At 69.0% G+C, this 22,284-nt stretch carries 22 protein-coding genes; 12 read left to right on the top strand and 10 right to left on the bottom strand.

What is annotated here, in order from left to right; genetic code table 11:
* Positions 1-40: 40 nt before the first annotated feature.
* The gene (locus tag ACFQ91_RS05420) at positions 41-640 is read left to right on the top strand and encodes a TetR/AcrR family transcriptional regulator (protein ID WP_232623565.1); all 600 of its coding nucleotides are present in this window, start codon (positions 41-43) and stop codon (positions 638-640) included.
* Between the two features lie 188 nt (positions 641-828).
* Complete coding sequence (locus ACFQ91_RS05415) at positions 829-1,053, top strand: DUF3107 domain-containing protein (protein ID WP_198498562.1); 225 nt, start codon at positions 829-831, stop codon at positions 1,051-1,053.
* A gap of 98 nt (positions 1,054-1,151) precedes the next feature.
* On the opposite strand, the gene ACFQ91_RS05410 is transcribed toward ACFQ91_RS05415, so the two are convergent.
* Positions 1,152-1,784: a ferritin-like fold-containing protein gene (locus tag ACFQ91_RS05410; RefSeq protein ID WP_140955187.1), complete on the bottom strand. Its 633-nt coding sequence runs from the start codon at positions 1,782-1,784 to the stop codon at positions 1,152-1,154.
* A 61-nt stretch (positions 1,785-1,845) separates the two neighbouring features.
* Here ACFQ91_RS05410 and ACFQ91_RS05405 point away from each other — a divergent pair, with 61 nt between their 5' ends.
* Complete coding sequence (locus ACFQ91_RS05405; protein ID WP_198498561.1) at positions 1,846-3,330, top strand: DEAD/DEAH box helicase; 1,485 nt, start codon at positions 1,846-1,848, stop codon at positions 3,328-3,330.
* 229 nt (positions 3,331-3,559) lie between these two features.
* Here the strand turns inward: ACFQ91_RS05405 and ACFQ91_RS05400 are convergent, their stop codons facing one another.
* Entirely contained in the window at positions 3,560-4,417 is an 858-nt protein-coding gene (locus tag ACFQ91_RS05400) for a PHP domain-containing protein (RefSeq protein ID WP_211977793.1), read from the bottom strand.
* Between the two features lie 57 nt (positions 4,418-4,474).
* Between ACFQ91_RS05400 and ACFQ91_RS05395 the strand changes: the two genes are divergently transcribed.
* The 6 genes from ACFQ91_RS05395 (at position 4,475) to ACFQ91_RS05370 (ending at position 12,140) form a co-directional block, all read left to right on the top strand.
* Positions 4,475-5,977, top strand: a complete 1,503-nt coding sequence (locus ACFQ91_RS05395) for an aminopeptidase P family protein (protein WP_198498559.1) — start codon at positions 4,475-4,477, stop codon at positions 5,975-5,977.
* Positions 5,974-7,140: a P1 family peptidase gene (locus tag ACFQ91_RS05390; protein WP_198498558.1), complete on the top strand. Its 1,167-nt coding sequence runs from the start codon at positions 5,974-5,976 to the stop codon at positions 7,138-7,140. Before ACFQ91_RS05395 ends, ACFQ91_RS05390 begins: the two co-directional genes overlap by 4 nt.
* Positions 7,141-7,445: 305 nt before the next feature.
* Positions 7,446-8,723: a magnesium transporter MgtE N-terminal domain-containing protein gene (locus ACFQ91_RS05385; protein WP_198498557.1), complete on the top strand. Its 1,278-nt coding sequence runs from the start codon at positions 7,446-7,448 to the stop codon at positions 8,721-8,723.
* Positions 8,724-8,725: 2 nt separating this feature from the next.
* Positions 8,726-9,259, top strand: a complete 534-nt coding sequence (locus tag ACFQ91_RS05380; RefSeq protein ID WP_198498556.1) for a DUF1003 domain-containing protein — start codon at positions 8,726-8,728, stop codon at positions 9,257-9,259.
* Positions 9,259-10,386: an Mrp/NBP35 family ATP-binding protein gene (locus ACFQ91_RS05375; protein WP_198498555.1), complete on the top strand. Its 1,128-nt coding sequence runs from the start codon at positions 9,259-9,261 to the stop codon at positions 10,384-10,386. The genes ACFQ91_RS05380 and ACFQ91_RS05375 overlap by 1 nt, the downstream gene beginning before the upstream one ends.
* Positions 10,387-10,628: 242 nt before the next feature.
* On the top strand, positions 10,629-12,140 hold the full coding sequence (locus ACFQ91_RS05370; protein ID WP_198498554.1) for a polysaccharide deacetylase family protein: 1,512 nt from the start codon (positions 10,629-10,631) through the stop codon (positions 12,138-12,140).
* Between the two features lie 199 nt (positions 12,141-12,339).
* Here ACFQ91_RS05370 and ACFQ91_RS05365 read toward each other — a convergent pair whose 3' ends face one another.
* Positions 12,340-12,819, bottom strand: coding sequence for a twin-arginine translocase TatA/TatE family subunit (locus ACFQ91_RS05365; protein WP_198498553.1), 480 nt, complete (start codon positions 12,817-12,819; stop codon positions 12,340-12,342).
* A gap of 72 nt (positions 12,820-12,891) precedes the next feature.
* Between ACFQ91_RS05365 and ACFQ91_RS05360 the strand changes: the two genes are divergently transcribed.
* Both ACFQ91_RS05360 and ACFQ91_RS05355 read left to right on the top strand, forming a co-directional pair.
* Positions 12,892-13,230: an MGMT family protein gene (locus ACFQ91_RS05360; RefSeq protein ID WP_198498552.1), complete on the top strand. Its 339-nt coding sequence runs from the start codon at positions 12,892-12,894 to the stop codon at positions 13,228-13,230.
* A 32-nt stretch (positions 13,231-13,262) separates the two neighbouring features.
* Positions 13,263-13,901 carry an O-methyltransferase gene (locus ACFQ91_RS05355; protein ID WP_198498551.1) on the top strand — a complete coding sequence of 213 codons (639 nt, stop codon included), beginning with the start codon at positions 13,263-13,265 and terminating at the stop codon, positions 13,899-13,901.
* A gap of 112 nt (positions 13,902-14,013) precedes the next feature.
* Here ACFQ91_RS05355 and ACFQ91_RS05350 read toward each other — a convergent pair whose 3' ends face one another.
* The 6 genes from ACFQ91_RS05350 to dapE form a co-directional block, all read right to left on the bottom strand.
* Positions 14,014-14,184 carry a DUF3117 domain-containing protein gene (locus ACFQ91_RS05350; RefSeq protein WP_009375197.1) on the bottom strand — a complete coding sequence of 57 codons (171 nt, stop codon included), beginning with the start codon at positions 14,182-14,184 and terminating at the stop codon, positions 14,014-14,016.
* A gap of 120 nt (positions 14,185-14,304) precedes the next feature.
* Positions 14,305-15,540 (bottom strand): hypothetical protein, encoded by a 1,236-nt coding sequence (locus ACFQ91_RS05345; protein WP_198498550.1) that lies wholly within the window; start codon positions 15,538-15,540, stop codon positions 14,305-14,307.
* Positions 15,541-15,543: 3 nt separating this feature from the next.
* Positions 15,544-15,807, bottom strand: a complete 264-nt coding sequence (locus ACFQ91_RS05340) for a DivIVA domain-containing protein (protein WP_198498549.1) — start codon at positions 15,805-15,807, stop codon at positions 15,544-15,546.
* A gap of 132 nt (positions 15,808-15,939) precedes the next feature.
* Positions 15,940-16,857, bottom strand: a complete 918-nt coding sequence (folP, locus tag ACFQ91_RS05335; protein WP_232623564.1) for a dihydropteroate synthase — start codon at positions 16,855-16,857, stop codon at positions 15,940-15,942.
* Positions 16,854-17,666 carry a TIGR00730 family Rossman fold protein gene (locus ACFQ91_RS05330; RefSeq protein WP_198500945.1) on the bottom strand — a complete coding sequence of 271 codons (813 nt, stop codon included), beginning with the start codon at positions 17,664-17,666 and terminating at the stop codon, positions 16,854-16,856. Before ACFQ91_RS05330 ends, folP begins: the two co-directional genes overlap by 4 nt.
* A 164-nt stretch (positions 17,667-17,830) precedes the next feature.
* A complete protein-coding gene (gene dapE, locus ACFQ91_RS05325) occupies positions 17,831-19,066 on the bottom strand; it encodes a succinyl-diaminopimelate desuccinylase (RefSeq protein ID WP_198498548.1) in 1,236 nt (411 codons plus the stop codon).
* A 43-nt stretch (positions 19,067-19,109) separates the two neighbouring features.
* Here dapE and dapD point away from each other — a divergent pair, with 43 nt between their 5' ends.
* The gene (gene dapD / locus ACFQ91_RS05320; protein WP_198498547.1) at positions 19,110-20,054 is read left to right on the top strand and encodes a 2,3,4,5-tetrahydropyridine-2,6-dicarboxylate N-succinyltransferase; all 945 of its coding nucleotides are present in this window, start codon (positions 19,110-19,112) and stop codon (positions 20,052-20,054) included.
* A 781-nt stretch (positions 20,055-20,835) separates the two neighbouring features.
* Here dapD and ACFQ91_RS05315 read toward each other — a convergent pair.
* Entirely contained in the window at positions 20,836-22,119 is a 1,284-nt protein-coding gene (locus tag ACFQ91_RS05315) for a citrate synthase (protein ID WP_137825579.1), read from the bottom strand.
* Positions 22,120-22,284 lie beyond the last annotated feature (165 nt).

Below are 22,284 nucleotides of genomic sequence, written 5' to 3'. Positions count from 1 at the left end.
CGCTCCCGGGTCGCGGGGCGGATTCGCGTAGGATTGGGGGATGCCGAGTCCGCAGCAGAGAATGCCCCGTGAACAGCGCCGTGACCAGTTGGTCGGGGTGGCGCGCGCCGTGTTCGCCAATCGGGGATACCGCACGACGTCGATGGACACGATCGCCGAGGAGGCCGGCGTGTCGAAGCCGGTCCTCTACCAGCACTTCGCGTCGAAGCAGGACCTCTACCTCGCCCTCATCGACCACTCGGCCGCGCACCTGGCAGGACAGGTCGCGCAGGCGCTCAACTCGACCGATGACCCCCGCGAGCGCATCCGCGCGACCTACCGGGCGTACTTCGACTTCGCGATCTCCCATCGCGAGGAGTTCGTCATCCTCTTCAACTCCGATGTCTACGAGCCCGAGGCGCAGCAGCGTGTGCGCACGATGCGCGAGGGCACCGTCGCCCGCATCGTCAGCGCGCTCCAGAGCTTCACCGATCTCGACGACGCGGACGCGGATCTGCTGTGCCGCACGCTCATCGGCACCGCCGAGGTCGTCATCAAGCAGATCGAGGCGACGCACGAACTCGACATCGATGCGACCGTCGACCTGCTCACCCAGATGAGCTGGGGCGGACTGTCGTCCTTCGCGACCCACACCCGCTGAGGGCCGCGCACGCCGCTCGGCCGGGGCGGAGCGCGGACCCGACGATAGCCCCGATCGAGCGTCCGTCGGCTCCACGCGCGGTCGGTCGCGTTCGCTGAGAGCCGAGCGGCGACCCCTGCGAGGCGGGAAGAAACAAGGGCGAGGGCAACGTTAAGCTGAGGACGACTACCACCGCGTTAAGGAGAACAATGGAAATCAAGATCGGCGTCCGCCAGTCCCCGCGTGAGATCGTCCTCGACACGGACGAGTCCGCCCAGGACCTCGCCACGCGCATCGAGGAAGCGGTCAAGGCCGAGGCTCTGCTCACCTTCACCGACACGAAGGGCCGCCAGGTCTTCGTGCCGTCGACGGCGCTGGGCTACATCGAACTCGGCAGCGAGACCTCCCGACGCGTCGGCTTCGGCGTCGCCTGAGGCAGCGCTGAACCTGAGGCAGTCGGACAGCGCAGAGGCCCGGTCATCGTGACCGGGCCTCTGCCGTGTCTCCGCCTATACCTATGCGACTCCTATACCTACGCGACGAGGCCGAGGGCCGACATGCGGCGGGAATGGTTCGCGGTGACCGCGGGGATCGCCTCGACGATGACGGCCTCGTCGATGCCGAGGACCGGGTCGGTGAGCAGGTGCCGGGCGCGGCCGAGGGTCTCGGCGACGAGTTTGCGTCCCCACAGGGCGAGCCGGGAGGCCAGCTGCGTGTCCTCGCCGACGTCGGCGGTCAGCCGATTGCGGACGAAGTCGGCGGCCCGTGTATCATCGAGAACAGCAATTGCCAGGCTGTGCTCGGGTTCTGCGAGCTTATCGGCCGCCATGCGATAGAAGTCGTTCATGATCCCGTCGAAGACGAAGCCCTTCATGAGGCTCTCGTACCAGTCACGGGGACGAGTCCTCTCCGCCAGCACGGAGAATGTCGGCTCGAAGATCCTGCAGAGTTCGATCACATCCTGGCCCGACTCACTGATGCGCTGCGAAAGCTCTTCGAAGTGCGAGAATGAGTGCGATGCCAGCCGTGACAGCGTCACCGTGTCGTCGAGCTCCACAGCCGTGGACGCATTGGTCGCCATTCTCTCGAAGGCGGTGAGCTCACCGTACGCGACCAGCGCAAGCGTTGCAGCATCAGTACTGGCCAAGGGGTAAGAATCGGGCATGGTTCAAGAGTACCGGTTCGCATCCAGCACGGGCGCGAAGGCGCCAAAAGGAGTTTGAGACATGGCGGACACAGACGCCGATTTCGCTGATCTGGGGGTGTCGGGACCGATCGTCGCCTCCCTGGCAGCGGCCGGGATCACCCACCCGTTCCCGATCCAGGCGATGACGCTTCCCGTCGCGCTCTCGGGCGCCGACATCATCGGGCAGGCGAAGACCGGAACGGGCAAGACGCTCGGCTTCGGCATTCCCCTCCTCCAGCGCGTGGTCGGCAAGGACGAGGACGGCGCGGCCGATACCGGTCAGCGCCTGCCGCAGGCGCTCGTCGTCGTCCCCACTCGCGAGCTCGCCAAGCAGGTCGCCCAGGACCTCGTCACCGCGTCGAGCCAGCGTGACATCGACATCATCACGATCTACGGCGGCAAGGACTTCGATCCGCAGATCAACGCCCTCAAGGCCGGCGTCGACGTCGTCGTCGGCACCCCCGGACGCCTCCTCGACCTCTACGGCCGCAAGGTGCTCAAGCTGAACAAGGTCCGCACCGTCGTCCTCGACGAGGCCGACGAGATGCTCGACCTCGGGTTCCTCCCCGACGTCGAGCGCATCATCAACGCCGTTCCCGCGAACCGGCAGACGATGCTCTTCTCCGCGACGATGCCCGGCGCCGTCATCACCCTGGCCCGCCGCTACATGAATCGCCCCACCCACATCCGCGCCCATGACAACGAGGACCTCTCGCTCACGGGCAAGAACACGACGCAGTTCGTCTACCGCGCGCATTCGATGGACAAGAGCGAGATGGTCGCCCGTCTCCTCCAGGCCGAGGGCCGCGGGCGGACGATCATCTTCACCCGCACGAAGCGCACCGCCGACAAGCTCGCCGCCGAACTCTCCGACCGCGGCTTCGCCGTCCGGGCGCTGCACGGCGACCTCGGGCAGGCGCAGCGGGAGAAGGCGCTGAAGTCATTCCGCGACGGCACCGTCGACGTCCTCGTCGCCACCGACGTCGCCGCCCGCGGCATCGACATCGACGATGTCACCCACGTCGTCAACTTCCAGTCCCCCGAGGACGAGAAGACCTACGTCCACCGCATCGGCCGCACCGGCCGCGCGGGCAACTCCGGCACCGCCGTGACGCTCGTCGACTGGGATGACATGCCCCGCTGGCGGCTCATCAACAAGGCCCTCGGCCTCGAGCACGACGAGCCCGCGGAGACGTACTCGACCTCCCCGCACTTCTTCTCCGACCTCGGCATCGCGAAGGGCACGAAGGGGCGTCTGCCCCACAAGCACGGTGAGTCCTCCGACAACGTCGGTGAGGACAAGCGCCCGGCCCGTCGTCGGCGCAGCGGGGAGAAGAGCGAATCCCGCCGAGGCGGTTCGTCCGATTCCCGTCGCGGCGACTCCGCCGACTCCCGCGGCGGCGATTCCGCGGCCGAGACCGATGCGAAGAAGCCCCGTCGCAACCGGCAGCGTCGTCGCACCCGCGGCGGCAAGCCCGTCGGTCGCACGAGCCGCGCCGAGGCCTCGGACACCGGCACCGAGTGAGAACGGCACTCCCGGCGCCCCGCCCGCAGTCACCTGCGGCGGGGCGTTCGTCGTCTGCCGAAGAGGCCCGCACCCGTCGATCCCCGCTCGATCACGCGGCAGGGCGGACAGCGGGCCGTGCACGCCCCCACATCCGCGCTACTGCTTGATCGAGGGCGCGGCGCAGTCGGTCCCGCGAGTCAGCCTGTCGCACGGGCCTGCGGTCACGAGGGAGCGGAGAACCCCGCGCTCACCCCTGGATGAATTCGACTCCCCCTGGCCTGGCCGCGGCACGGTCGAGGAGTTTGGCGAGCATGTGCTCGGACGTCGAATGCTCGCCGAGGCGGTTGGGCTTGCCCGTGCCGTGATAGTCGCTCGACCCGGTGACGATGAGGTCGTGGTCGTGGGCGAGCCGGCGCATGATCTCGCGCTCGTTCGGGGGGTTGTCCCGGTGGTCGACCTCGAGACCGTCGAGTCCCGCGGCGATGAAGTCGGCCATCGCGGAATCGGAGACGACGAGACCCCGCATCGCCGCCCGGGGATGGGCGAAGACGGACACTCCCCCCGCCTCGGCGATGAGGCGGATCGCAGTGATCGGGTCGATCGTCGGCAGGGTGACGTGGTACTTCCCGTGGCTCGAGAGGATCGAGGCGAACGCCTCCGAGCGGGTCTCGACGAGGCCGGCGGCCACGAGCGCATCGGCGATGTGGGGGCGCCCGATCGTCGCGTCCTCGCCGGCGACGGCGAGCACGGCGTCCATGTCGATGGGATAGTCCTCGGCGAGCCGGTCGATGATGAGGTGGGTCCGGTCGAGGCGGGCCCGCCGGGTCTCCTCGACGACGCTGGCCAGACCCGTGTCATAGGGGTCGTGGAGATAGGAGAGGAGATGGACGCTGATGCCCTCATGACGGCACGAGATCTCCATCCCGCGGACGAGGCCGAGGCCGTAGACCCGGGCCGCCTCCTCGGCGGGAGCCCATCCTGCGGTCGTGTCATGATCGGTGATGCCGACGACGTCGATGCCCTCCATCGAGGCTTCGGAAACGAGTTCGGACGGGCTCTGTGTCCCGTCCGAGAACGCCGTGTGTGCATGGAGATCGATGACCATGCCCTCAAGTCTATCCACTCGCCGGAGCCGTCCTGACCGCGTGCCTAGAATGGAGGCATGACAGACAGCACGGAGACCGACCAGCCGATCAACGACCGCGTCAACAACCGCTCGCACCGTCCCAGCTCCCGCGCATTCCGCGACTTCGTCTCGCAGGGCTGGGATCGCACCCCGCTCAACGCCGAGGCGCTCGCGGCGGCCGGGTTCACCCCTGAGCGGCGGGCGAAGATCTCCGCGGCTTTCCCCGGGGAGCGCCTCGTCGTGCCCGCCGGCGGACTCAAGGTCCGGTCGAACGATACCGACTACCGGTTCCGCGCCCATTCGGCGTTCATCCACCTCACCGGCCTCGAAGCCGATTCCGAACCCGACGCCGTCCTCGTCTTCGAACCCGAGGGCGACGAGCACGCCGTCACCCTCTACTTCCGTCCCCGCGCCGGTGCCGACACGGAGGAGTTCTTCTCCGACGCCCGCTACGGCGAATACTGGGTGGGCCCGCGCGCCGACCTCGAGGCGATGGCGACGATGACCGGCATCGCGACCGCGAACTCGGCGACCGTCGACGATGCGATCACGAAGGACCTCGGGGCGATCTCCGTGCGGCTCGTGCGCGCAGCCGACACCCGCATCGACTCGGTCATCGACCTCGCGCGCACGCAGGTCCAGGCCGACCTCGAGACCTCCGAGGCCGGGGATGCCGAGCTCGCCCAGGCGCTGTCCGAGCTGCGCCTGGTCAAGGACGACCACGAGATCGAGGCGATGCGCGAGGCCGTCGCGATCACCCGCGCCGGCTTCGACAACGTCGTCGCCTCACTGCCCCAGGCCGTCGCCCACCGCCGCGGTGAGCGCGTCATCGAAACCGCTTTCGAGACCGCCGCCCGCTCCGACGGCAACGGCATCGGCTACGACACGATCGCGGCCTCGGGCAACCATGCGTGCACCCTCCACTGGATCCGCAACGACGGACCCGTCGTCGACGGCGATCTCGTCCTCGTCGACGCCGGAGCCGAAGCCGATTCCCTCTACACCGCTGACATCACCCGCACCCTGCCGGTGTCGGGCACGTTCACCGAGGTGCAGGCCAAGATCTACGACGCCGTCCTCGACGCCTCCGATGCCGCGTTCGCTGTGGCCGCCGAGCACACGCAGCGCACCGTGCGCTTCCGCGAACTCCACGAGGCGGCGATGGAGATCATCGCCGCGAGGCTCGAGGAGTTCGGTCTCCTCCCGGTCTCCGCGGCCGAATCGCTCTCCCCCGAGGGTCAGCAGCACCGCCGGTGGATGGTCCACGGCACGAGCCACCACCTCGGCCTCGACGTCCACGACTGTGCGCAGGCGCGGGCGGAGATGTACCTCGACGGCGTGCTCGAACCCGGCATGGTCTTCACGATCGAACCCGGCCTCTACTTCAAGGCCGACGACCTCCTCGTGCCCGAGGAGTTCCGCGGCATCGGCGTGCGCGTCGAGGACGATGTCCTCGTCACCGCCGACGGAGTGGAGAACCTCTCCGCCGGGTTCCCCCGCACCCGTGCCGAGATCGAAGCCTGGGTCCAGGGTCGATGATCCCGACCCCGATCCGCGGGCGGGGCATCCTCGAGATCCCCGGGATCGGACTCGGGCATGCCGGTGACCTCACCCGGCAGCGCCTCTCGGGTGTCACTGCCCTCGTGCCGCCGCCGGGATCGACGGTCGGCGTCGATGTGCGCGGCGGAGGCCCGGCGACGCATGAGACCGACGTCATCGCTCCGGGCACCCATGCCTACGGTGCCGATGCGATCGTCCTCACCGGCGGATCGGCGATCGGTCTGCGCACCGTCGCCGGGGTGTCGGAGGCCCTCGCCGAGGCGGGTCGCGGTTTTCCCGCACCCCGCCTGCCGGGCACGGTCATCCCGCTCGTCCCTGCCGCCGCGCTCTACGACCTCGGCCGCGGCGCCGGTCCCGTCTCCCCGCCGACACCCGCTGAGGGGGCGGCGGCGGTGCGGGCGGCTCTCGCGGCGGCCGGCACCGGCGGCACTGGCGGCACGCGCGCGGGTGGCGGCGAGGACTCGACAGACGGCGCGGGCGCGAGTGGCGACGCGGACCGCGCCCCCAGCGTGAGAGGCAGCGTCGGCGGGGCCAGCGGGGCGCGGATCGGGTTTCAGACGATGCGCGGCGGCCTCGGGTCGTTCGCGCTGCGCCTGCCCAGCGGACACACCGTCGCAGCCCTCGTCGCACTCAACGCGCTCGGGACCATCGGCACCCCGGAGGGCACCCTCTGGGCCTCTCCCCTCCTCCGCGCCTTCGGGTGGGACCTTCCTCCCGTGCCCTGGCTGCCGGTGCCGGAGACCGCGGCAGACCCCGAGAGCGCGGATCCCGGGGACTCCGGGGCAGCCGCCTCGGCGACGAATACGACTCTGGCCGTCGTCGCGACCGATGCCGCCCTCGACCCGGCGCAGGCGACGCGGATGGCCGCGAGCGGCCATGCCGGCATCTCCCGAGCGATCCTTCCCTCCCACACCCACTTCGACGGGGATACGGTGTTCGCCATCAGCACGGGCACGGTGCCGTTGGCCGCCGAGGCGACACCCGACCTCGTCTCGATCCACGCGGCCGCAGCCGATGCGATCACCCTCGCCATGATCGACGCCGCCGTCAGCGCCGTCCCCGTCGACCCGTCGTGGGACCAGCCGCCGACCCTGACCGACCTCGCGCCCGCGTTCACGGCCGCCTTCGCCGCCATTCCCTGAGCAACGGCCGGGCAAACGCCGCACCAGCGCCCGCGCAGACGCCCCATCGACCGGGCCCGCCCCGCCACCCTCCGCAGGCCAGTCCCACTGCCAGCGAGGTGGATCGCGCTCGAGATCTCGCGCGCATTCGAGCCGGATCCACCTCGGCGGCACGAACTGATCGCACATCAGGCACACGTGCACTCGCTGACACGGCCGGACCCCACATCCGACACACCCCACTGCCAACGACAAGACGCCTTGGCAACCGGGACGTGATGTGGACGACGCCGCCCAGGGCGTGACCACGAAGTAGGCTTGAGGATATGAGTGGCTCCTCGAAACGCGTCTTCGTCGCCCGCCTCATCTCCGCCCCGGTCTTCGACCCCCTCGGCGATCAGGTGGGCCGCGTGCGCGACGTCGTCATCGTCTACCGCACGACGATGCGCCAGTACCCGCGCGTCATCGGGCTCGTCGTCGAGGTGCCCGGACGACGCCGGGTGTTCGTGCCGATGGGGAGGGTGACCTCGATCGACGCCGGTCAGGTCATCACCACGGGACTCGTCAACATGCGCCGGTTCGAGCAGCGCCGCTCGGAGACCCTCGTCGTCAACGACCTCCTCGACCGCCGCCTGCGCCTGCGCGAGGACGACTCCCCCGTCCAGATCGAGGACGTCGGCATCGAGCAGCAGGTCAACCGCGACTGGGAGGTCACCCGCCTCTTCGTCCGCCGCGTCCAGGAGCGCAGCAGCGCCTTCTCCGCGTTCCGCCGGCGCGGGGAGACGATGCAGATCTCCTGGACGGACGCCGACCATCCCGCGGACTCCGCCCACGATCAGGAAGCCACGCAGCTCATCGCCGCGTACCAGGACACGAAGCCCGCCGACCTCGCCGACGTCCTCTTCGAGATGACGCCCGAGCGCCGCCTCCAGGTCGCCCGCGCCCTCGACGACGAACGCCTCGCCGACGTCATCGAGGAGCTGCCGGACGAGACCCAGGTCGAGCTCCTCTCCGCCCTCGACACGGAGAGAGCCGTCGTCGTCCTCGAGGAGATGGAGCCCGACGACGCCGCCGACCTCCTCGGCGAGCTCACCGACGAACAGGCCGAGCGGTTCCTCACCCTCATGGAGCCCGACGACGCCGAGGACGTGCGCACCCTGCTCTCCTACGACGAGCACACCGCCGGTGGTCTGATGACGACCGAACCCGTCATCCTCACCCCGGAGACGACCGTCGCCGAGGCGCTCGCCCACGTCCGCCGCGAGGACCTCCCGCCGGCGCTCGCCGCGGCGATCTTCGTGTGCCGCCAGCCCATCGAGACCCCGACCGGCAAGTACCTCGGCCTCGTCCACATCCAGGAGATGCTGCGCCATCCGCCGCACGAGGCGGTCGGCATCATGCTCGACACCGAGGTCGACCCGATGCCGCCTGACACCCCGCTGGCCGAGGTGACGAAGTTCCTCGCGGCGTACAATCTGGTGTCGGTGCCGATCACCGACGAGAACGACCGACTCATCGGCGTCGTCACCGTCGATGACGTCCTCGACGAGCTGCTGCCCGAGGACTGGCGCACGACCGGCCGCGACGACCACAGAAGGGGGTAACCATGCCGACCGACGATTTCGACGTCCCCCGCTCCTCGAAGCGCAAGCTGCCCCGGTTCGCGATCTCCCCGGAGACCTTCGGCCGCGGCGCCGAGGCGTTCGCCCGCTTCATGGGCACCCCGGCGTTCCTCGTCGGGATGACGGTGTTCTGTGCCGTGTGGCTGCTGTGGAACACGCTGCTGCCCGAGGCGGTGCAGTTCGATCCGCGTTCGCTCAACTTCACCCTGCTCACCCTCATCCTCTCCCTGCAGGCCTCGTACGCGGCCCCGCTCATCCTTCTCGCCGAGAACCGCAGCGCCGACCGCGACCGCGTCGAGTTCGAGCACGACCGGCAGCGGGCCGAGCGCAACCTCGCCGACACCGAATACCTCGCCCGTGAAGTCGCGGCCCTGCGCATCGCGATGCGCGAGGTCGCCACCCGCGACTTCATCCGCTCCGAGCTCAAAGATCTGCTCAAGGAGCTCGAAGAGGACGCCGCCAAGGACAGCGGCGGAGCAGACGATCACAGCCCGCGCGACACGAAGGGAGGCCGCTGATGAGCAGCGCCCCGACCATCGACGCCGTGAGGGAGGCCCTCACCACCGTCATCGACCCGGAGATCCGGCGCAACATCGTCGACCTCGACATGGTCTCCGACATCGCCGTCGACGGCGGCACCGTCACCGTCACCGTTCTCCTCACGATCTCCGGCTGCCCGCTCAAGGACACGATCACCCGCGACACCGAGGCGGCCGTGGGCCGGCTCGAGGGCGTCACCGAGGTGGTCGTCGAGCTCGGGACGATGACTCCCGAACAGCGCACCGCGATGCGGGAGAAGCTCCAGGGTCCCGGCGGCACCCGGGAGGTGCCGTTCGCGAAGCCGGAGTCCCTGACGAAGGTCTATGCCGTCGCCTCCGGCAAGGGCGGGGTCGGCAAGTCCTCGGTGACGGCCAACCTCGCTGCGGCCCTGGCCGCGAAGGGCCTGCGCGTTGGTCTGGTCGACGCCGACATCTACGGCTTCTCGATCCCGACGATGCTCGGCCTGTCCGGGCAGCCCACCCGGGTCGACGACATGATCATCCCCCAGGTCGCCCACGACGTGAAGGTGATGAGCATCGGGATGTTCGTACCCGGCAACCAGGCCGTCGTGTGGCGGGGACCGATGCTCCACCGCGCCCTCCAGCAGTTCCTCACGGATGTCTTCTGGGGCGACCTCGACATCCTGCTCCTCGACCTGCCCCCGGGCACCGGTGACATCGCGATCTCCGTGGCGCAGCTGCTGCCGAACTCCGAACTCCTCGTCATCACCACCCCGCAGCAGGCCTCGGCGCAGGTCGCCGAGCGGGCCGGTGCGATCGCCACGCAGACGAACCAGCCGATCGCCGGGGTCATCGAGAACATGTCGTGGATGGAGCTGCCCGACGGCACCCGGATGGACGTCTTCGGCACCGGCGGCGGGCAGACCGTGGCCGAGAATCTCGCCGCGACGACGAACACCGAGGTGGAGCTGCTCACGCAGATCCCCCTCGACACCCTCGTGCGGGAGGGCTCCGATGCGGGTACGCCCGTCGTGCTGGCCCGCCCCGACTCCCCTGCCGCGCAGGCGTTCGACTCGCTGGCCGAGCGCCTCGCGCAGCGCTCGCGCGGCCTCTCCGGACGCTCGCTCGGCCTCAGTCCCGTGTGACGACACGCCGACGATCACGTCACATCGTTGTCACTGCTCGTCATCGATGATCACAATCGTGCAACTCCGGTGTGATCTCTGCCCTGAGATCTGTCTCACGATGCTCCCGCAGCGTCCCCGTCAGTGCTGGTGAGACCCATCAGAGCAGGTGAGAGGCCTGACTGCCGCTGTCGTGAGCGTGTCAAGGCTGTCCTCTAGACTGGACGGCGAGCATCCCCCACAGTCGCTTTTAGGACCTCTCTTTGACATTCCCTTCGCGTCGCCGTGCCCTGCGTCCCCTCGCCGCCCTCACCGCCGTCTCCGCTGCCCTCACCATCCTGTCGGGCTGCGTCGTCGCCGACGGCACCCGCGACGGCTCGTCCGCGTCTCAGGCGCAGCGGTCGACCGCCGAGGACAATCTGCAGACGCTCACGTCGGCCCTGCGCAGCTACGCCGTCGTCGATGCGAAGACGACGCCGAGCTCCGATGCGCACCTCTTCGGTCTGCCCGGCGCGAAGTCCCTGGCCGCTGCCACGGAGAAGGTCGTGCTCGGCGGCTTCGAATCCGCCGGCGCGTTCGGCGACCGCAAGGCCTTCAGCCCCGTCGTCACCGACCCCTCCGAGCGGTGGGAGGCCTCGAGGTTCACCGCGCCCGCAGCGAACCAGCCGACCGCCTCGACATCGGCACAGCCGACCGCCTCGGCGAACACCCCCGGCACCACCGGCGGGGAAGTCGATTACAGCAACCGCGTCCTCGCCGCCGGCGGTGACTACCTCATCAGCGCCGTCACGGAGAACCGCGCACCGAAGAGCCCGCAGCTCGGCGCCCCGGGCACCTCGGCGCCCGCCCCGAGCTCGACGCCCACCTCGGCGCCGGCCGCAGCGACGACGGTGTTCGTCACGGACCTCGCCGAGGACACGACCGTCGAGGCCGCCGACCTCTTCACGACGAAGACGGACCCGGGCGCGATCGGCGCCGATGAGACCGGTGCGCTCACCGTCGGCGGCGAGCCGGTGGACACCGATGATCTCACCGCTCTCGGCCGGACGGTGACGACAGCGCTGCACACCCCCGTCAACCTGCCGCAGGGTGCCGATGAGCGCGACCCGGACTACTCGTGCGCCCTGCTGCCGTGCGTGGCCCTGACCTACGACGACGGTCCGGGAGAGACGTCGATCGAGGACAAGCTGCTCGCCGATGCGCAGGACGCGAAGATCCGTCTCACCTACTTCCTCCTCGGCAAGAACGTCGAGCATAATCCCGGGGTCGTCGGTCGCATGGCCGAGGCCGGACACGAGCTCGGCAACCACTCGTGGAGCCACCCGCAGCTGTCGAAGCAGAGCCCTGACGCGGTGAAGAAGCAGATCGGCGACACCGACAAGGCGATCGAGAAGGCCGGCGGCGGCAAGGTCACCGTCATGCGCCCGCCCTACGGTGCGATGTCGAAGGCCTCGGCGAAGGCCATCGACCATCCGGCGATCATGTGGGACGTCGACACCGAGGACTGGCGGCACAAGAGCGCGTCGATGATCGTCGACGCGGTCCGCGCCGCGGCGAAGCCCGGGTCGGTCGTGCTCATGCACTCGATCCATCCGACGACGATCGATGCGGCACCGGAGGTGTTCAAGACCATCGCGGATGAGGGGCTCTACGCCGTGACCGTGTCCGACCTCTTCTCGGAGAAGACGATGGAGAGCGGTGCCGAGTACTTCTGCCGCGGGTACGCCACCGCCCTGTGCTCGAACCCCGAACATCCCGCCGTCCACCGCAACTGAGGCGCGCTGCGCGCAGGAGCATTGCAACCGGTCACGCGCTGAGGCGGTCAGCCGGGCAGGATCAGTTGCTCGCGGGCGCGCTGCGCTCAGATCAATGGCCCCGTCACCGAGGTGACGGGGCCATTGGTCTGTGCTCAACAGCGGTCTGAGTGCAGCGGACGGCCTGCGAGCAGCGGCTCGGGGGTGACGCTGAGGCGGCTCAGGTGGCTTCGGAGTCGAAGGGGGCGGCCTCGGCGCGATTGCGGCGCACGTGCTGCGCCTGGAACCGCTCGATCGGCGACGCCGCTGCGGCAGCTCCCCCGGCAGCCCCGCCGGCAGCTCCCGCCGCAGCACCGGTTCCAGCAGCGCCGTTCGGGTTCTCCGTGTCGTCCTGGGCAGCGGGGGCGGCGAGTTCCTCGCGGCGCTTGGCCTCACGGATCGCCGAATCCTCTTCGACGAGGGCCTCGCGAACGATGCGACGCGGGTCGTACTGGCGCGGGTCGAGCTTCTGCCAGTCGACGTCCTTGAAGTCGTCGCCGAAGTCGCGTTTGACGTTGTCCTTCGCACCCTCGGCCATGCGGCGGAGCTGGCGCACGAGGTCGCGCAGCTTCTGGGCGTATTCGGGGAGGCGTTTGGGGCCGATCACTACGAGAGCGACGATCACGAGGATGACCATCTCGGTGCCGTTGACGCCAAACATGATCTCCATTCTAACGCCGCCGAGAAGTATGCTCGTTCTCAGGTCGTGTCCCCGTTCGCAAGGAGAGAAGCCGTGGACGAGGTCGTCGTCGAACGCGTGCTGCGCATCGTCGAACTCGTGCCGTCCGGCCGCGTCGTCAGCTACGGCACCGTCGGCGTCGTCGCCTCCTGCTCACCCCGTTATGTGGGCCGTGTGATGAAGGAGTACGGGGCGAACGTCACCTGGTGGCGCGTCGTCAACGCCGCCGGTGCGCTGCCGGCACCGCTGCTCGGACGCGCCCGGGACCACTGGCGGGCCGAAGCCACCGCTCACACCCAGGAGAAGGCGCTCACCTCGGCGTTTCTCAGCCCAGAGGATCTCGACGCGCTGTGGGCGCGCCACGGAAGAGACCCGGAGGAGCGGTTAGACTGACGGTTGAGCAGCAGCGGAAAGCGAGGGGTCGATTGTCACGTGAGCATGCCGGTGATGTGACGTTCGCCGAGCAGTACAACGGACCTGACGCGCTGCTCGACGCCGCCCGGACCCTCTCCCACGAGTACGGGATCAGCCCGGTATCCCAGACGACCTCGGGCACCCTCACCCTGCTCGCGCGCCTCCTCGGCCCTGTCGCCGCAGTCGAGGTCGGCACGGGAACCGGAACGTCGACGCTCGCACTGCTGCGCGGCATGCCGAACGCCGGGATACTCACCTCGATCGACACGAACTCCACCGCGCAGGGTGCCGCCCGCGACCTCATCGACCTCGCCGGCATCCGTCCCGGGCGGCTGCGATTGATGAGCGGACGCGCCGAGGATGTCCTCCTCCGGCTCGCCCCGAGCGCCTATGACCTCGTTTTCCTCGACGTCGACCCCGTCGGGCTCGAGCGGATGATCGAACCGGCGCTGCGTCTCCTCGATGCTCAGGGGCTCCTCGTCATCAACCAGACGCTGCTCGCCGGCAGCGTCGCCGACCCGGTCGACCGGTCCGCGCGCACGCAGGCCGCACGGGGTCTGCTCAACCGGCTGGCCGCTCAGGAGCGGCTCGAACGCGTCCTGCTGCCGATCGGCGAGGGCCTACTGGCCGTGCAGAAGACGTGGCGCTGATCCCTTCCCGCACTCGCAGGCCAGGCTTCCCGATAGGCAGATAAGCGGCAGAGACAGAGAAGCAGCAGAGACGAATCGTCTCTGCTGCTTCTCATGCGGGCTGTGCTGCCGGTCAGATGCCCAGGGTCTCCGCGAGGGTGTCGTGCAGAGCCGTCGCTTCGTCAGCGCTGAGCTCGATCACGAGTCGGCCACCGCCCTCCACCGGAAGCCGCATGACCATGCCGCGGCCTTCCTTGGTGACTTCCAGAGGTCCGTCGCCGGTGCGGGGTTTCTGAGCTGCCATGTGGGCGCAACCTTTCGTTGTTTGAACAGAGTGAACAGATCACACGATCAGCCCACTGTGATAGTCCGATTATTCCATGAACCGCACTCGCACGGGGACACTTGCCGAAATTGTCGCAGATCACGGCGGCAGGTCGGACGGCGGAGTGAAGTGCCAGAGGTAGCCCACCCAGACGATCTGGAGCATGATGAACGCCGCGATGACGACGACGCGGTACCCGCGCGAGCGCACCGCCGCCAGGGTCAGCGCGATCGGGAAGAGCGGCAGCAGCAGGCGCAGAGTCGAGGTCTGCGGGGTGAAGAAGATGAGCAGGTAGAGCCCGTAGGCGGTGCAGAAGAGCTGCAGCGTCCGACCCATCCGCGCACCCGCGGGCGAGAAGATGAGGGCGAGCATTCCGGCGATGACGCCGAAGAGGAGGAGCGGTCCGAACGGACCGACGAGGCCGTTGGCCGCCCCCAGCCATTGGACGAAGTACGACGATGTGCCGGTGTGCCAGGCCGCCTCGGTGTCGGTGTAGGCCGTCATCGACCCCGTCGTCAGCCACGCATGGACGGGGTGGAGAAGAGCCGCGACGCACGAGAGCACGCCGAGCGTCCACGAGCGCACGACCTCCCCGAGCGGGTACGGATCGGTCCGGCGGCGGAGGAAGCGGTCGATGAGGACGAAGAGCATGAAGAACGAGAACGCCACCCCGATGGGCCGGGAGAGGTCCATGAGGATGACGACGGGGATCGCGGTGAGGTAGCGGCGTTCGACGACGAAGAGGAGGGCCAGGGCCTGGAGCAGGAGGGTGAGCGATTCGGCGTAGCCGGTGGAGAACACCGCCGCGGGCGGGAAGACCATGACGAATGCGAGTGCGGTGAGCGCCTGGCCGGGCGGGACGAACTTGCGGAAGAGCGTGAGGATGACGATCGAGGCCAGGCCCGCGGCGATCGTCGACACGAGCGGGGAGATGACCTCGTAGCTCAGTCCGGTCAGACGCGCGATCTCCCCGGTGATCGCCGGGTGGAGCGGATAGAAGGCCCACTGATTCTGGATGATGTCACCGGTCTCGGTGACCGGCAGGGTGGCGGGATACCCCTCGCTTGCGACGCGCGCGTACCATGCGGAGTCCCAGAAGTTGAGGAAGTCGCCGAGCGTCGTCGTCACCGGGCTCGACGACCAGCCGGCGACCTCCTGCCGGCGCAGCACCGCGGCGAAGATCGAGATGCTCACGATCCGGGAGGCGACGTAGACGGTCAGCGCCTGCAGCCACAGCGGGAGCTGGAGGAAGAGGACGCCGGCCCGGTGGAGGCGGGAGGAGTTGAAGAGTTCGGGGACGAGGGTGATGCCGGGGAGGTCTGCGGGTCTGCTCATCGCTTAACGGTGCGCGGCTTCCAGTTCGCTGATGCGCTCGCGCAGTCGGCCGATCGCCGCATCGACCTCGTCCATCCGGTACCCCCGCAGGGCCGGCCGGAACCTCAGCTCATCGACGTCCTCGACAGTGAAGTCGCCGGACAGCGGGGCGGCCACAGCATCGGTCTCCTCGGCGGCCTCGGAGCTGAAGAGCTCGAAGGATGCGGCAAGGACGATGACGAGAACGAAGATCGCCGCCGCGACCCCGATGACAATCCACAATGGCATGGGACCATCATTTCACATCGACCCTGAGCATCGCCGGAGGTCGGCGTGTGCGAACCCTCTCAGCGGAGGCCTGCGACCGCGGCGATCGCGGTGGTTGGACTCAACCCAGGTCGAGCTCAGCGGTGGCCGGTCTCAGCGGAGGCCGCGGACCGTGTGCCGCGGCTGCGCCTCACCGGTGATCGCGAGCGTCACGGCGATCGCGTCGGCGGTCGCCGCCACGTCGTGGGCGCGGATGATCGCCGCGCCCCGTTCGACCGCCAGTGCCGTCGCCGCGATCGTCCCGTGCAGTCGGTCGGCGGGTCCGGCCGCGCCGATCGTCTCCCCGATGAAGTCCTTCCGGGAGATCGCCAGCAGCACCGGGTAGCCGGTGTCGCGGAAGCGGGTGAGCTCCCGCAGCAGGCGCAGCGAGTGATAGGTGTTCTTCCCGAAGTCCGGGGTCGGGTCGATGACGATGCGCTCCGGAGCGACCCCGGCCCGCTGGGCCGCCTCGGCGAGGGCGACGACCCCGGCGACGGCGTCGGTGACGACCTCGCCGGCATGGAGGCCGTAGCGGCTGCGATGGGCGTCGGTGCGCGGGGTCAGGCCACCGGTGTGGGAGCACACGAGGCCGACGTCGAAGGCGGCCGCCACCTCGGCGACACGGGGATCAGCACCGGCCCAGGTGTCGTTGAGGAGGCCCGCGCCGGCCGCGCAGACGGCCTCGGCCACCTCGGCGCGCCACGTGTCGACGCTGATGAGGAGGCCGGGATGGCGCTCCCGGACGGCGGTGACGGCCGGGGCGACGCGGTCGATCTCCTCGGCCACGGAGATCTCCCTCCCCCGACCGGCGCGGACTCCGCCGATGTCGACGATCCGCGCCCCCGCCTCGGCGGCGGCATCGACGGCGGCCAGCGCACCGCCTAAGGTCGCCGCGGATTCGTAGAACGAATCCGTCGTCCGGTTGACCACGGCCATGATGACGGGAGCACCGGGCCGGGCGTCGTCGAGGACGCTGCGGGCACGGACCGGTAGGGCGGAGCCGCTGGGTCGGGCCTGCGCGCGGTCCCTCACTGTTCGGGGCCCGCGCCGCCCACGGGGGCGTCGGGGATGGAGCCGCCGGGGCCGATGTGGGCGACGACCTCGTCGATGTCGTCGGTGAGGATGAAGAGGTCGAGGTCGGTGTCCGAGATCGTGCCCGAGGCCAGCAGCGTGCTCCTGATCCACTCGACGAGGCCCGACCAGTACGCGGTGCCGAAGAGGACGACGGGGAACGAGGTGACCTTGCCGGTCTGGACGAGGGTGAAGGCCTCGAAGAGCTCATCGAGGGTGCCGAAGCCGCCGGGCATGACGACGAAGCCGCGCGAGTACTTGAGGAACATCGTCTTGCGGACGAAGAAGTACCGGAAGTTCACGCCGAGTTCGACGTAGTCGTTGAGGCCGGATTCGAAGGGCAGCTCGATGCCGAGGCCGATCGAGACTCCCCCGGCCTCCATCGCACCGAGGTTGCCGGCCTCCATGATGCCCGGTCCCCCGCCGGTGATGATCGCATTGCCGTTCTCCGCGAGCCGGCGCGCGATCTCCCGGGCGTCGTTGTAGGCCTGCGTCTGCGGGCCGAGCCGGGCGGAGCCGAAGATCGAGACGGCGGGGCCGACTTCGGCGAGCGAGCCGAAGCCCTCGACGAACTCGGCCTGGATGCGCATCACCCGCCACGGATCCTCATGGACCCAGTTCGACGGTCCGCGCGATTCGAGGAGACGCTGATCAGTCGTCGTCGTCGGCACCTGGGAGCCGCGCAGGCGCAGCGGGCCCTTGCTGTAGAACTGCGGGTCCTCGCCGGGCTCAGGCTGGGGTGGGGCGTCATTCTGCGGCGAGGCGTCCATCTGCGAGGCATCGGCCTGGGACGCAGTGCCGTCGGCCTGTGGTGCGGCGTCGGCCTGCGGTGGTGCGCCGTCCTGCGCCGGTGCGCTCTCCTGCGGTCCAGAACCCTGCGGTCCGGCGTCGGATCGTGCCTGTGCCGGTGTGCCTGAGTGTGTCGACATCGGTCTCACCCCTCCTCGAGGTAGCTCACGAGCGCCCGGGTCGCGTCCTCCACTTCCCGGACCCTGACATGCTCGTCTGACTTGTGAGCATACAGAGGGTTGCCCGGGCCGAAATTCACCGCCGGCACTCCGAGCGCGCTGAAGCGCGAGACATCGGTCCATCCGAGCTTCGCGGCGGGTTCGGCGCCGAGGGCTGTGAGGAAGTCCTGCGCGATCGGCCGGTCGAGTCCGGGCCGGGCGCCTTCCGCGGCATCGGTGACGACGACGTCGAAGCCGGTGAAGAGCTCACGGAGGAAGCCCTCGGCCTCGGCCGCCGACTTCGACGGCGCGAACCGGTAGTTGACGGAGACCCGGCATTCGTCGGGGACGACATTGCCGGCGACTCCCCCGCTGATCGCCACGGCCGACAGGGATTCGCGGTAGTCGAGTCCGTCGACGGTGACTGTCTCGGACACGTGGTCGGCGAGGCGGGTGAGCACCTCGGCGGCGGCGTGGATGGCGTTGACGCCCATGAAGGCCCGCGCCGAATGCGCCCGCACACCGTGGGTCGTGACGTCGACGCGGATCGTGCCGTTGCAGCCGCCCTCGACGCTCGCGTTCGAGGGTTCGCCGAGGATCGCGAAGTCCCCGTCCAACCAGTCCGGGTGGTTCCGGGCGACACGGCCGAGGCCGTTGAGCGCGGCGTCGACCTCCTCGTGGTCGTAGAAGACCCAGCTGACGTCGCGCGTCGGGTTGCGCAGGGCTGCCGCGGTGACGAGCTGCATCGCCACGCCCGCCTTCATATCGCAGGCCCCACGGCCCCAGACGATGTCCTCTGCGGGGACGGCCGCCTCGGCGGGAGACGCCCCCGGTGCGCCCTGGCCGGGGTGCGGCTCGGCACTCTCTCCCGCGGGGCCGGCGGCGGTGCCGACGAAGCGCAGGGGCGGGAGATTGCCTTCGACGGGGACGGTGTCGAGGTGACCGGCGACGACGATGCGCTCGCTGCGCCCGAGCCGGGTGCGGGCGACGATCGTGTCGCCGTCGCGGAGGATCTCCAGGTCAGGGCCGTCCCCGGCGCTGATCGTCTGCAGCACGGCCTCGACGGCATCGGTGATCGCCGCCTCGTTGCCGGAGACGGATTCGATCGCGCACAGCCGGCCCGTGAGCTCGCCCGGATCGTCGATGGCGGCGAGCAGATACTCGCCGAGGTCACCGTCGGGAACGAAGGCGGATGTGGTCTCAGCAGGTGGATGAGCGGTCATACGGCTTAGCCTAGTACCGCGGTCACCGACTAGGCTTGCGGTCATGACACAACGCATCGTTTCCGCGCGTGGACTCGCCACGCAGCATGAGAACACCGTCCTCTCCGTCTGGTACCCGACCCTGAGCGTCGCCGACGATTTCACCGACGCCGAGGCGGCCGCCACCGCCCTCGCGTCCGAGGACGGACTCGACGCGCTGACCGGAGAGGATCCGGCCCGGGGAACGACGACGACCGTGGTGACGACGACGATCGACCTCGACGAAGCGCCCGCCTCGGCGGCCGATGTCTACCTCCGCCTCCACGCGCTCTCCCACCGCATCGTCGTGCCCAACGACGTCAACCTCGACGGCATCTTCGGTCACATCGCCAACGTCGTGTGGACCTCGGCGGGCGCCTGCTCGCCCGAGGGCTTCGAGGCCACCCGCGCGAAGCTGCTCGCCAACGGCCCCGTCGCGGTCTTCGGCCTCGACAAGTTCCCGCGGATGACGGACTTCGTCATCCCCTCCGGAGTGCGCATCGGCGACGCCGACCGGGTCCGCCTCGGCGCGCATCTGGCCCCGGGCACGACGGTCATGCATGAGGGCTTCGTCAACTTCAACGCCGGCACCCTGGGCTCGGCGATGGTCGAGGGACGCATCTCGCAGGGCGTCGTCGTCGGCGACGGGTCGGACGTCGGCGGCGGGGCCTCGATCATGGGCACGCTCTCCGGGGGCGGCACGCACCGCATCTCGATCGGCACGGGCAGCCTGCTCGGCGCGAACTCCGGTGTCGGCATCTCGATCGGCGACGACTGCATCGTCGAGGCCGGCCTCTATCTCACCGCCGGCACGCGCTTGAGTGTGCTCGGCGACGACGAGCGGGTCGTCAAGGCCTCGGAGCTCAGCGGAGCGAACAACATCCTCTTCCGCCGCAATTCCGTCACCGGTGCCGTCGAGGCGATCGCGCGTTCGGCCAAGGGCATCGAGCTCAACCCCGACCTCCACTGAGGTCCGGGGCGGTCGCTGAAAGACGGCGCCTCGATTCGCACCCACGCCGATCGGGTCGTGGGCAGCCCTCCGGAACCGAGCAATCGCCTCGGTGCCGGAGGGCTGTTTCGCTGCGCTGCCCGGCCGGGCCGGGCCGGCGGAAGGACGAACGACCGCGGATGAGGGCGGCCGCTTTGGCAGCCCCGCCCCCGGAGGTTCACACACAACCCGTGCGGGCGTAGGAGACGCGACTCCGCGGTGTGCGTGCGAAGCCACGCGGTGTGTATCGCGCGAAGCGTTGTGTATCGCACTCCGGGTTGTTCAACGGGTCGCGGGGCGCGAATTCGGCAGCCGCTCCGGCAACCCCGCCCCCCGGAGCCTCACACACAACCCGTGCACGCGTAGGACAAGCGACTCCGCGGTGTGCGTGCGAAGCCACGCGGTGTGTATCGCGCGACGCGTTGTGTATCGCACTCCGGGTTGTTCAACGGCTTGCGGGGCGCGAATTCGGCAGCCGCTCCGGCAGCCCCGCCCCCGGAGCCTCACACACACCCCGTGCACGCGTAGGTCAAGCGACTCCGCGGTGTGTGTGCGAAGCCACGCGGTGTGTATCGCGATGCAGGTTGTGTGCGGCACTCAGGGTTGTGGTCGGAGCTGCGGTGAGTTCCAGCGTGCCGGGTGGTGAGCGGCGCCGCGGGTTGCGATCGGCACCGCGATCACCCCACACGACAGCAGCCCTCCGGGCACTCAGCCACGGACGGTGGCGGAGCAACCGGAGGGCTGCTGGAGTGGAGAGAGAAACTCAGCGCTCGCTGATGTCCTCGTAGTCGCGGGAGACCGCGCCGGTGTAGACCTGACGGGGACGGCCGATGCGCGTCTCGGGATCGTTGATCATCTCGCGCCACTGGGCGATCCAGCCCGGGAGACGACCGACGGAGAAGAGCACCGTGAACATGTTCGTCGGGAAGCCGAGCGCCTTGTAGATCAGACCGGTGTAGAAGTCGACGTTCGGGTAGAGCTTGCGCTCGACGAAGTAGTCGTCGGCCAGCGCGATCTCCTCGAGCTGCATCGCGAGCTCGAGCAGCGGGTCGCCGCCGTTGCGGGCGAGCACCTCGTCGGCGGTCTTCTTGATGATCTTCGCGCGCGGGTCGTAGTTCTTGTACACCCGGTGGCCGAAGCCCATGAGGCGCACGCCCTCTTCCTTGTTCTTCACGCGCTCCATGAACTTCTTCGGACCGTCGTCGGAGGCCGCGATCGACTGGAGCATCTCGAGCACCGCCGAGTTCGCACCGCCGTGCAGGGGGCCGGCCAGGGCGTTGATGCCCGCGGAGATCGACTGGAAGATGTTCGCCTGAGCGGAGCCGACGAGGCGGACGGTCGACGTCGAGCAGTTCTGCTCGTGATCGGCGTGGAGGATGAAGAGCTGATCCATCGCCTTGACCGCCAGCGGGTCCGGCTCGTAGGGCTCGGACGGCACACCGAAGTTCACCCGGAGGAAGTTCTCCACGAGGCTGAGCGAATTGTCCGGGTGGATGACGGGCAGGCCCATGTTCTTCCGGTGCGCGAGCGCCGCGATCGTCGGCATCTTCGCGAGCAGCCGGTAGGACGAGGTGTCGACCTGCTCCTCGTCAAAAACATCGAGGTCATCTTGGTAGAAAGTCGACAAAGCCGCTACAGCGGCTGAAACCATGGGCATCGGGTGCGCATCGTAGGGGAACGCACGGAAGAACCGACGCAGATCCTCGTGGACGATCGTGTGCTTGCGCAGACGCGAATCGAAGGCATCGTACTGCTCCTGAGTGGGCAGTTCGCCGTGGATGAGGAGGTAGCAGACTTCGACGAAGTTCGACTTCTCCGCGAGCTGCTCGATCGGATAGCCCCGGTACTGCAGAACGCCGGCGTTGCCGTCGATGTAGGTGATCGCCGAGGAGGTCGATGCGGTGTTGCCGAATCCCGGGTCATAGGTGACGGCTCCGGTCTCCTTGAGCAGAGAGCCGATGCGATATCCGTTGTTGCCCTCAGTGGCCGGCACTTCTGGCAGTGCCAGGTCCGTATCGGCAATCCTGAGATTCGCTTCGGTCGGCATATGTTCTCCTCACCGTCGACCCACCCCAAGAACTTCTTGGGGCGTCTTGCACAGTTCCCTCAAAGACTACCCACTCCCTGAGGATTCGAAAAATCACTGCACCCAGTGCATACTGACCGGTAACATGTCCTACCTGGTCAGACATGTTGCGGCTGGGTGAAATCA

This window comes from Brevibacterium sp. NPDC056726 (assembly GCF_042790515.1).
GTDB classification, from domain to species: domain Bacteria; phylum Actinomycetota; class Actinomycetes; order Actinomycetales; family Brevibacteriaceae; genus Brevibacterium; species Brevibacterium sanguinis.
Note: the sequence above shows the minus strand (reverse complement) of the source record. Positions and strands in the feature narration are given on the sequence as shown.

Coding starts and splice junctions, on each gene's coding strand:
- ACFQ91_RS05340 (WP_198498549.1), bottom strand. CDS start 15,807: ATGCCATTGTGGATTGTCATCGGGGTCGCGGCGGCGATCTTCGTTCTC.
- ACFQ91_RS05395 (WP_198498559.1), top strand. CDS start 4,475: ATGACAGACAGCACGGAGACCGACCAGCCGATCAACGACCGCGTCAAC.
- ACFQ91_RS05420 (WP_232623565.1), top strand. CDS start 41: ATGCCGAGTCCGCAGCAGAGAATGCCCCGTGAACAGCGCCGTGACCAG.
- ACFQ91_RS05330 (WP_198500945.1), bottom strand. CDS start 17,666: ATGGACGCCTCGCCGCAGAATGACGCCCCACCCCAGCCTGAGCCCGGC.
- ACFQ91_RS05415 (WP_198498562.1), top strand. CDS start 829: ATGGAAATCAAGATCGGCGTCCGCCAGTCCCCGCGTGAGATCGTCCTC.
- ACFQ91_RS05400 (WP_211977793.1), bottom strand. CDS start 4,417: ATGGTCATCGATCTCCATGCACACACGGCGTTCTCGGACGGGACACAG.
- dapD (WP_198498547.1), top strand. CDS start 19,110: ATGACACAACGCATCGTTTCCGCGCGTGGACTCGCCACGCAGCATGAG.
- ACFQ91_RS05390 (WP_198498558.1), top strand. CDS start 5,974: ATGATCCCGACCCCGATCCGCGGGCGGGGCATCCTCGAGATCCCCGGG.
- ACFQ91_RS05315 (WP_137825579.1), bottom strand. CDS start 22,119: ATGCCGACCGAAGCGAATCTCAGGATTGCCGATACGGACCTGGCACTG.
- ACFQ91_RS05365 (WP_198498553.1), bottom strand. CDS start 12,819: ATGTTTGGCGTCAACGGCACCGAGATGGTCATCCTCGTGATCGTCGCT.
- ACFQ91_RS05380 (WP_198498556.1), top strand. CDS start 8,726: ATGCCGACCGACGATTTCGACGTCCCCCGCTCCTCGAAGCGCAAGCTG.
- ACFQ91_RS05345 (WP_198498550.1), bottom strand. CDS start 15,540: ATGAGCAGACCCGCAGACCTCCCCGGCATCACCCTCGTCCCCGAACTC.
- dapE (WP_198498548.1), bottom strand. CDS start 19,066: ATGACCGCTCATCCACCTGCTGAGACCACATCCGCCTTCGTTCCCGAC.
- ACFQ91_RS05375 (WP_198498555.1), top strand. CDS start 9,259: ATGAGCAGCGCCCCGACCATCGACGCCGTGAGGGAGGCCCTCACCACC.
- ACFQ91_RS05405 (WP_198498561.1), top strand. CDS start 1,846: ATGGCGGACACAGACGCCGATTTCGCTGATCTGGGGGTGTCGGGACCG.
- ACFQ91_RS05410 (WP_140955187.1), bottom strand. CDS start 1,784: ATGCCCGATTCTTACCCCTTGGCCAGTACTGATGCTGCAACGCTTGCG.
- ACFQ91_RS05350 (WP_009375197.1), bottom strand. CDS start 14,184: ATGGCAGCTCAGAAACCCCGCACCGGCGACGGACCTCTGGAAGTCACC.
- ACFQ91_RS05385 (WP_198498557.1), top strand. CDS start 7,446: ATGAGTGGCTCCTCGAAACGCGTCTTCGTCGCCCGCCTCATCTCCGCC.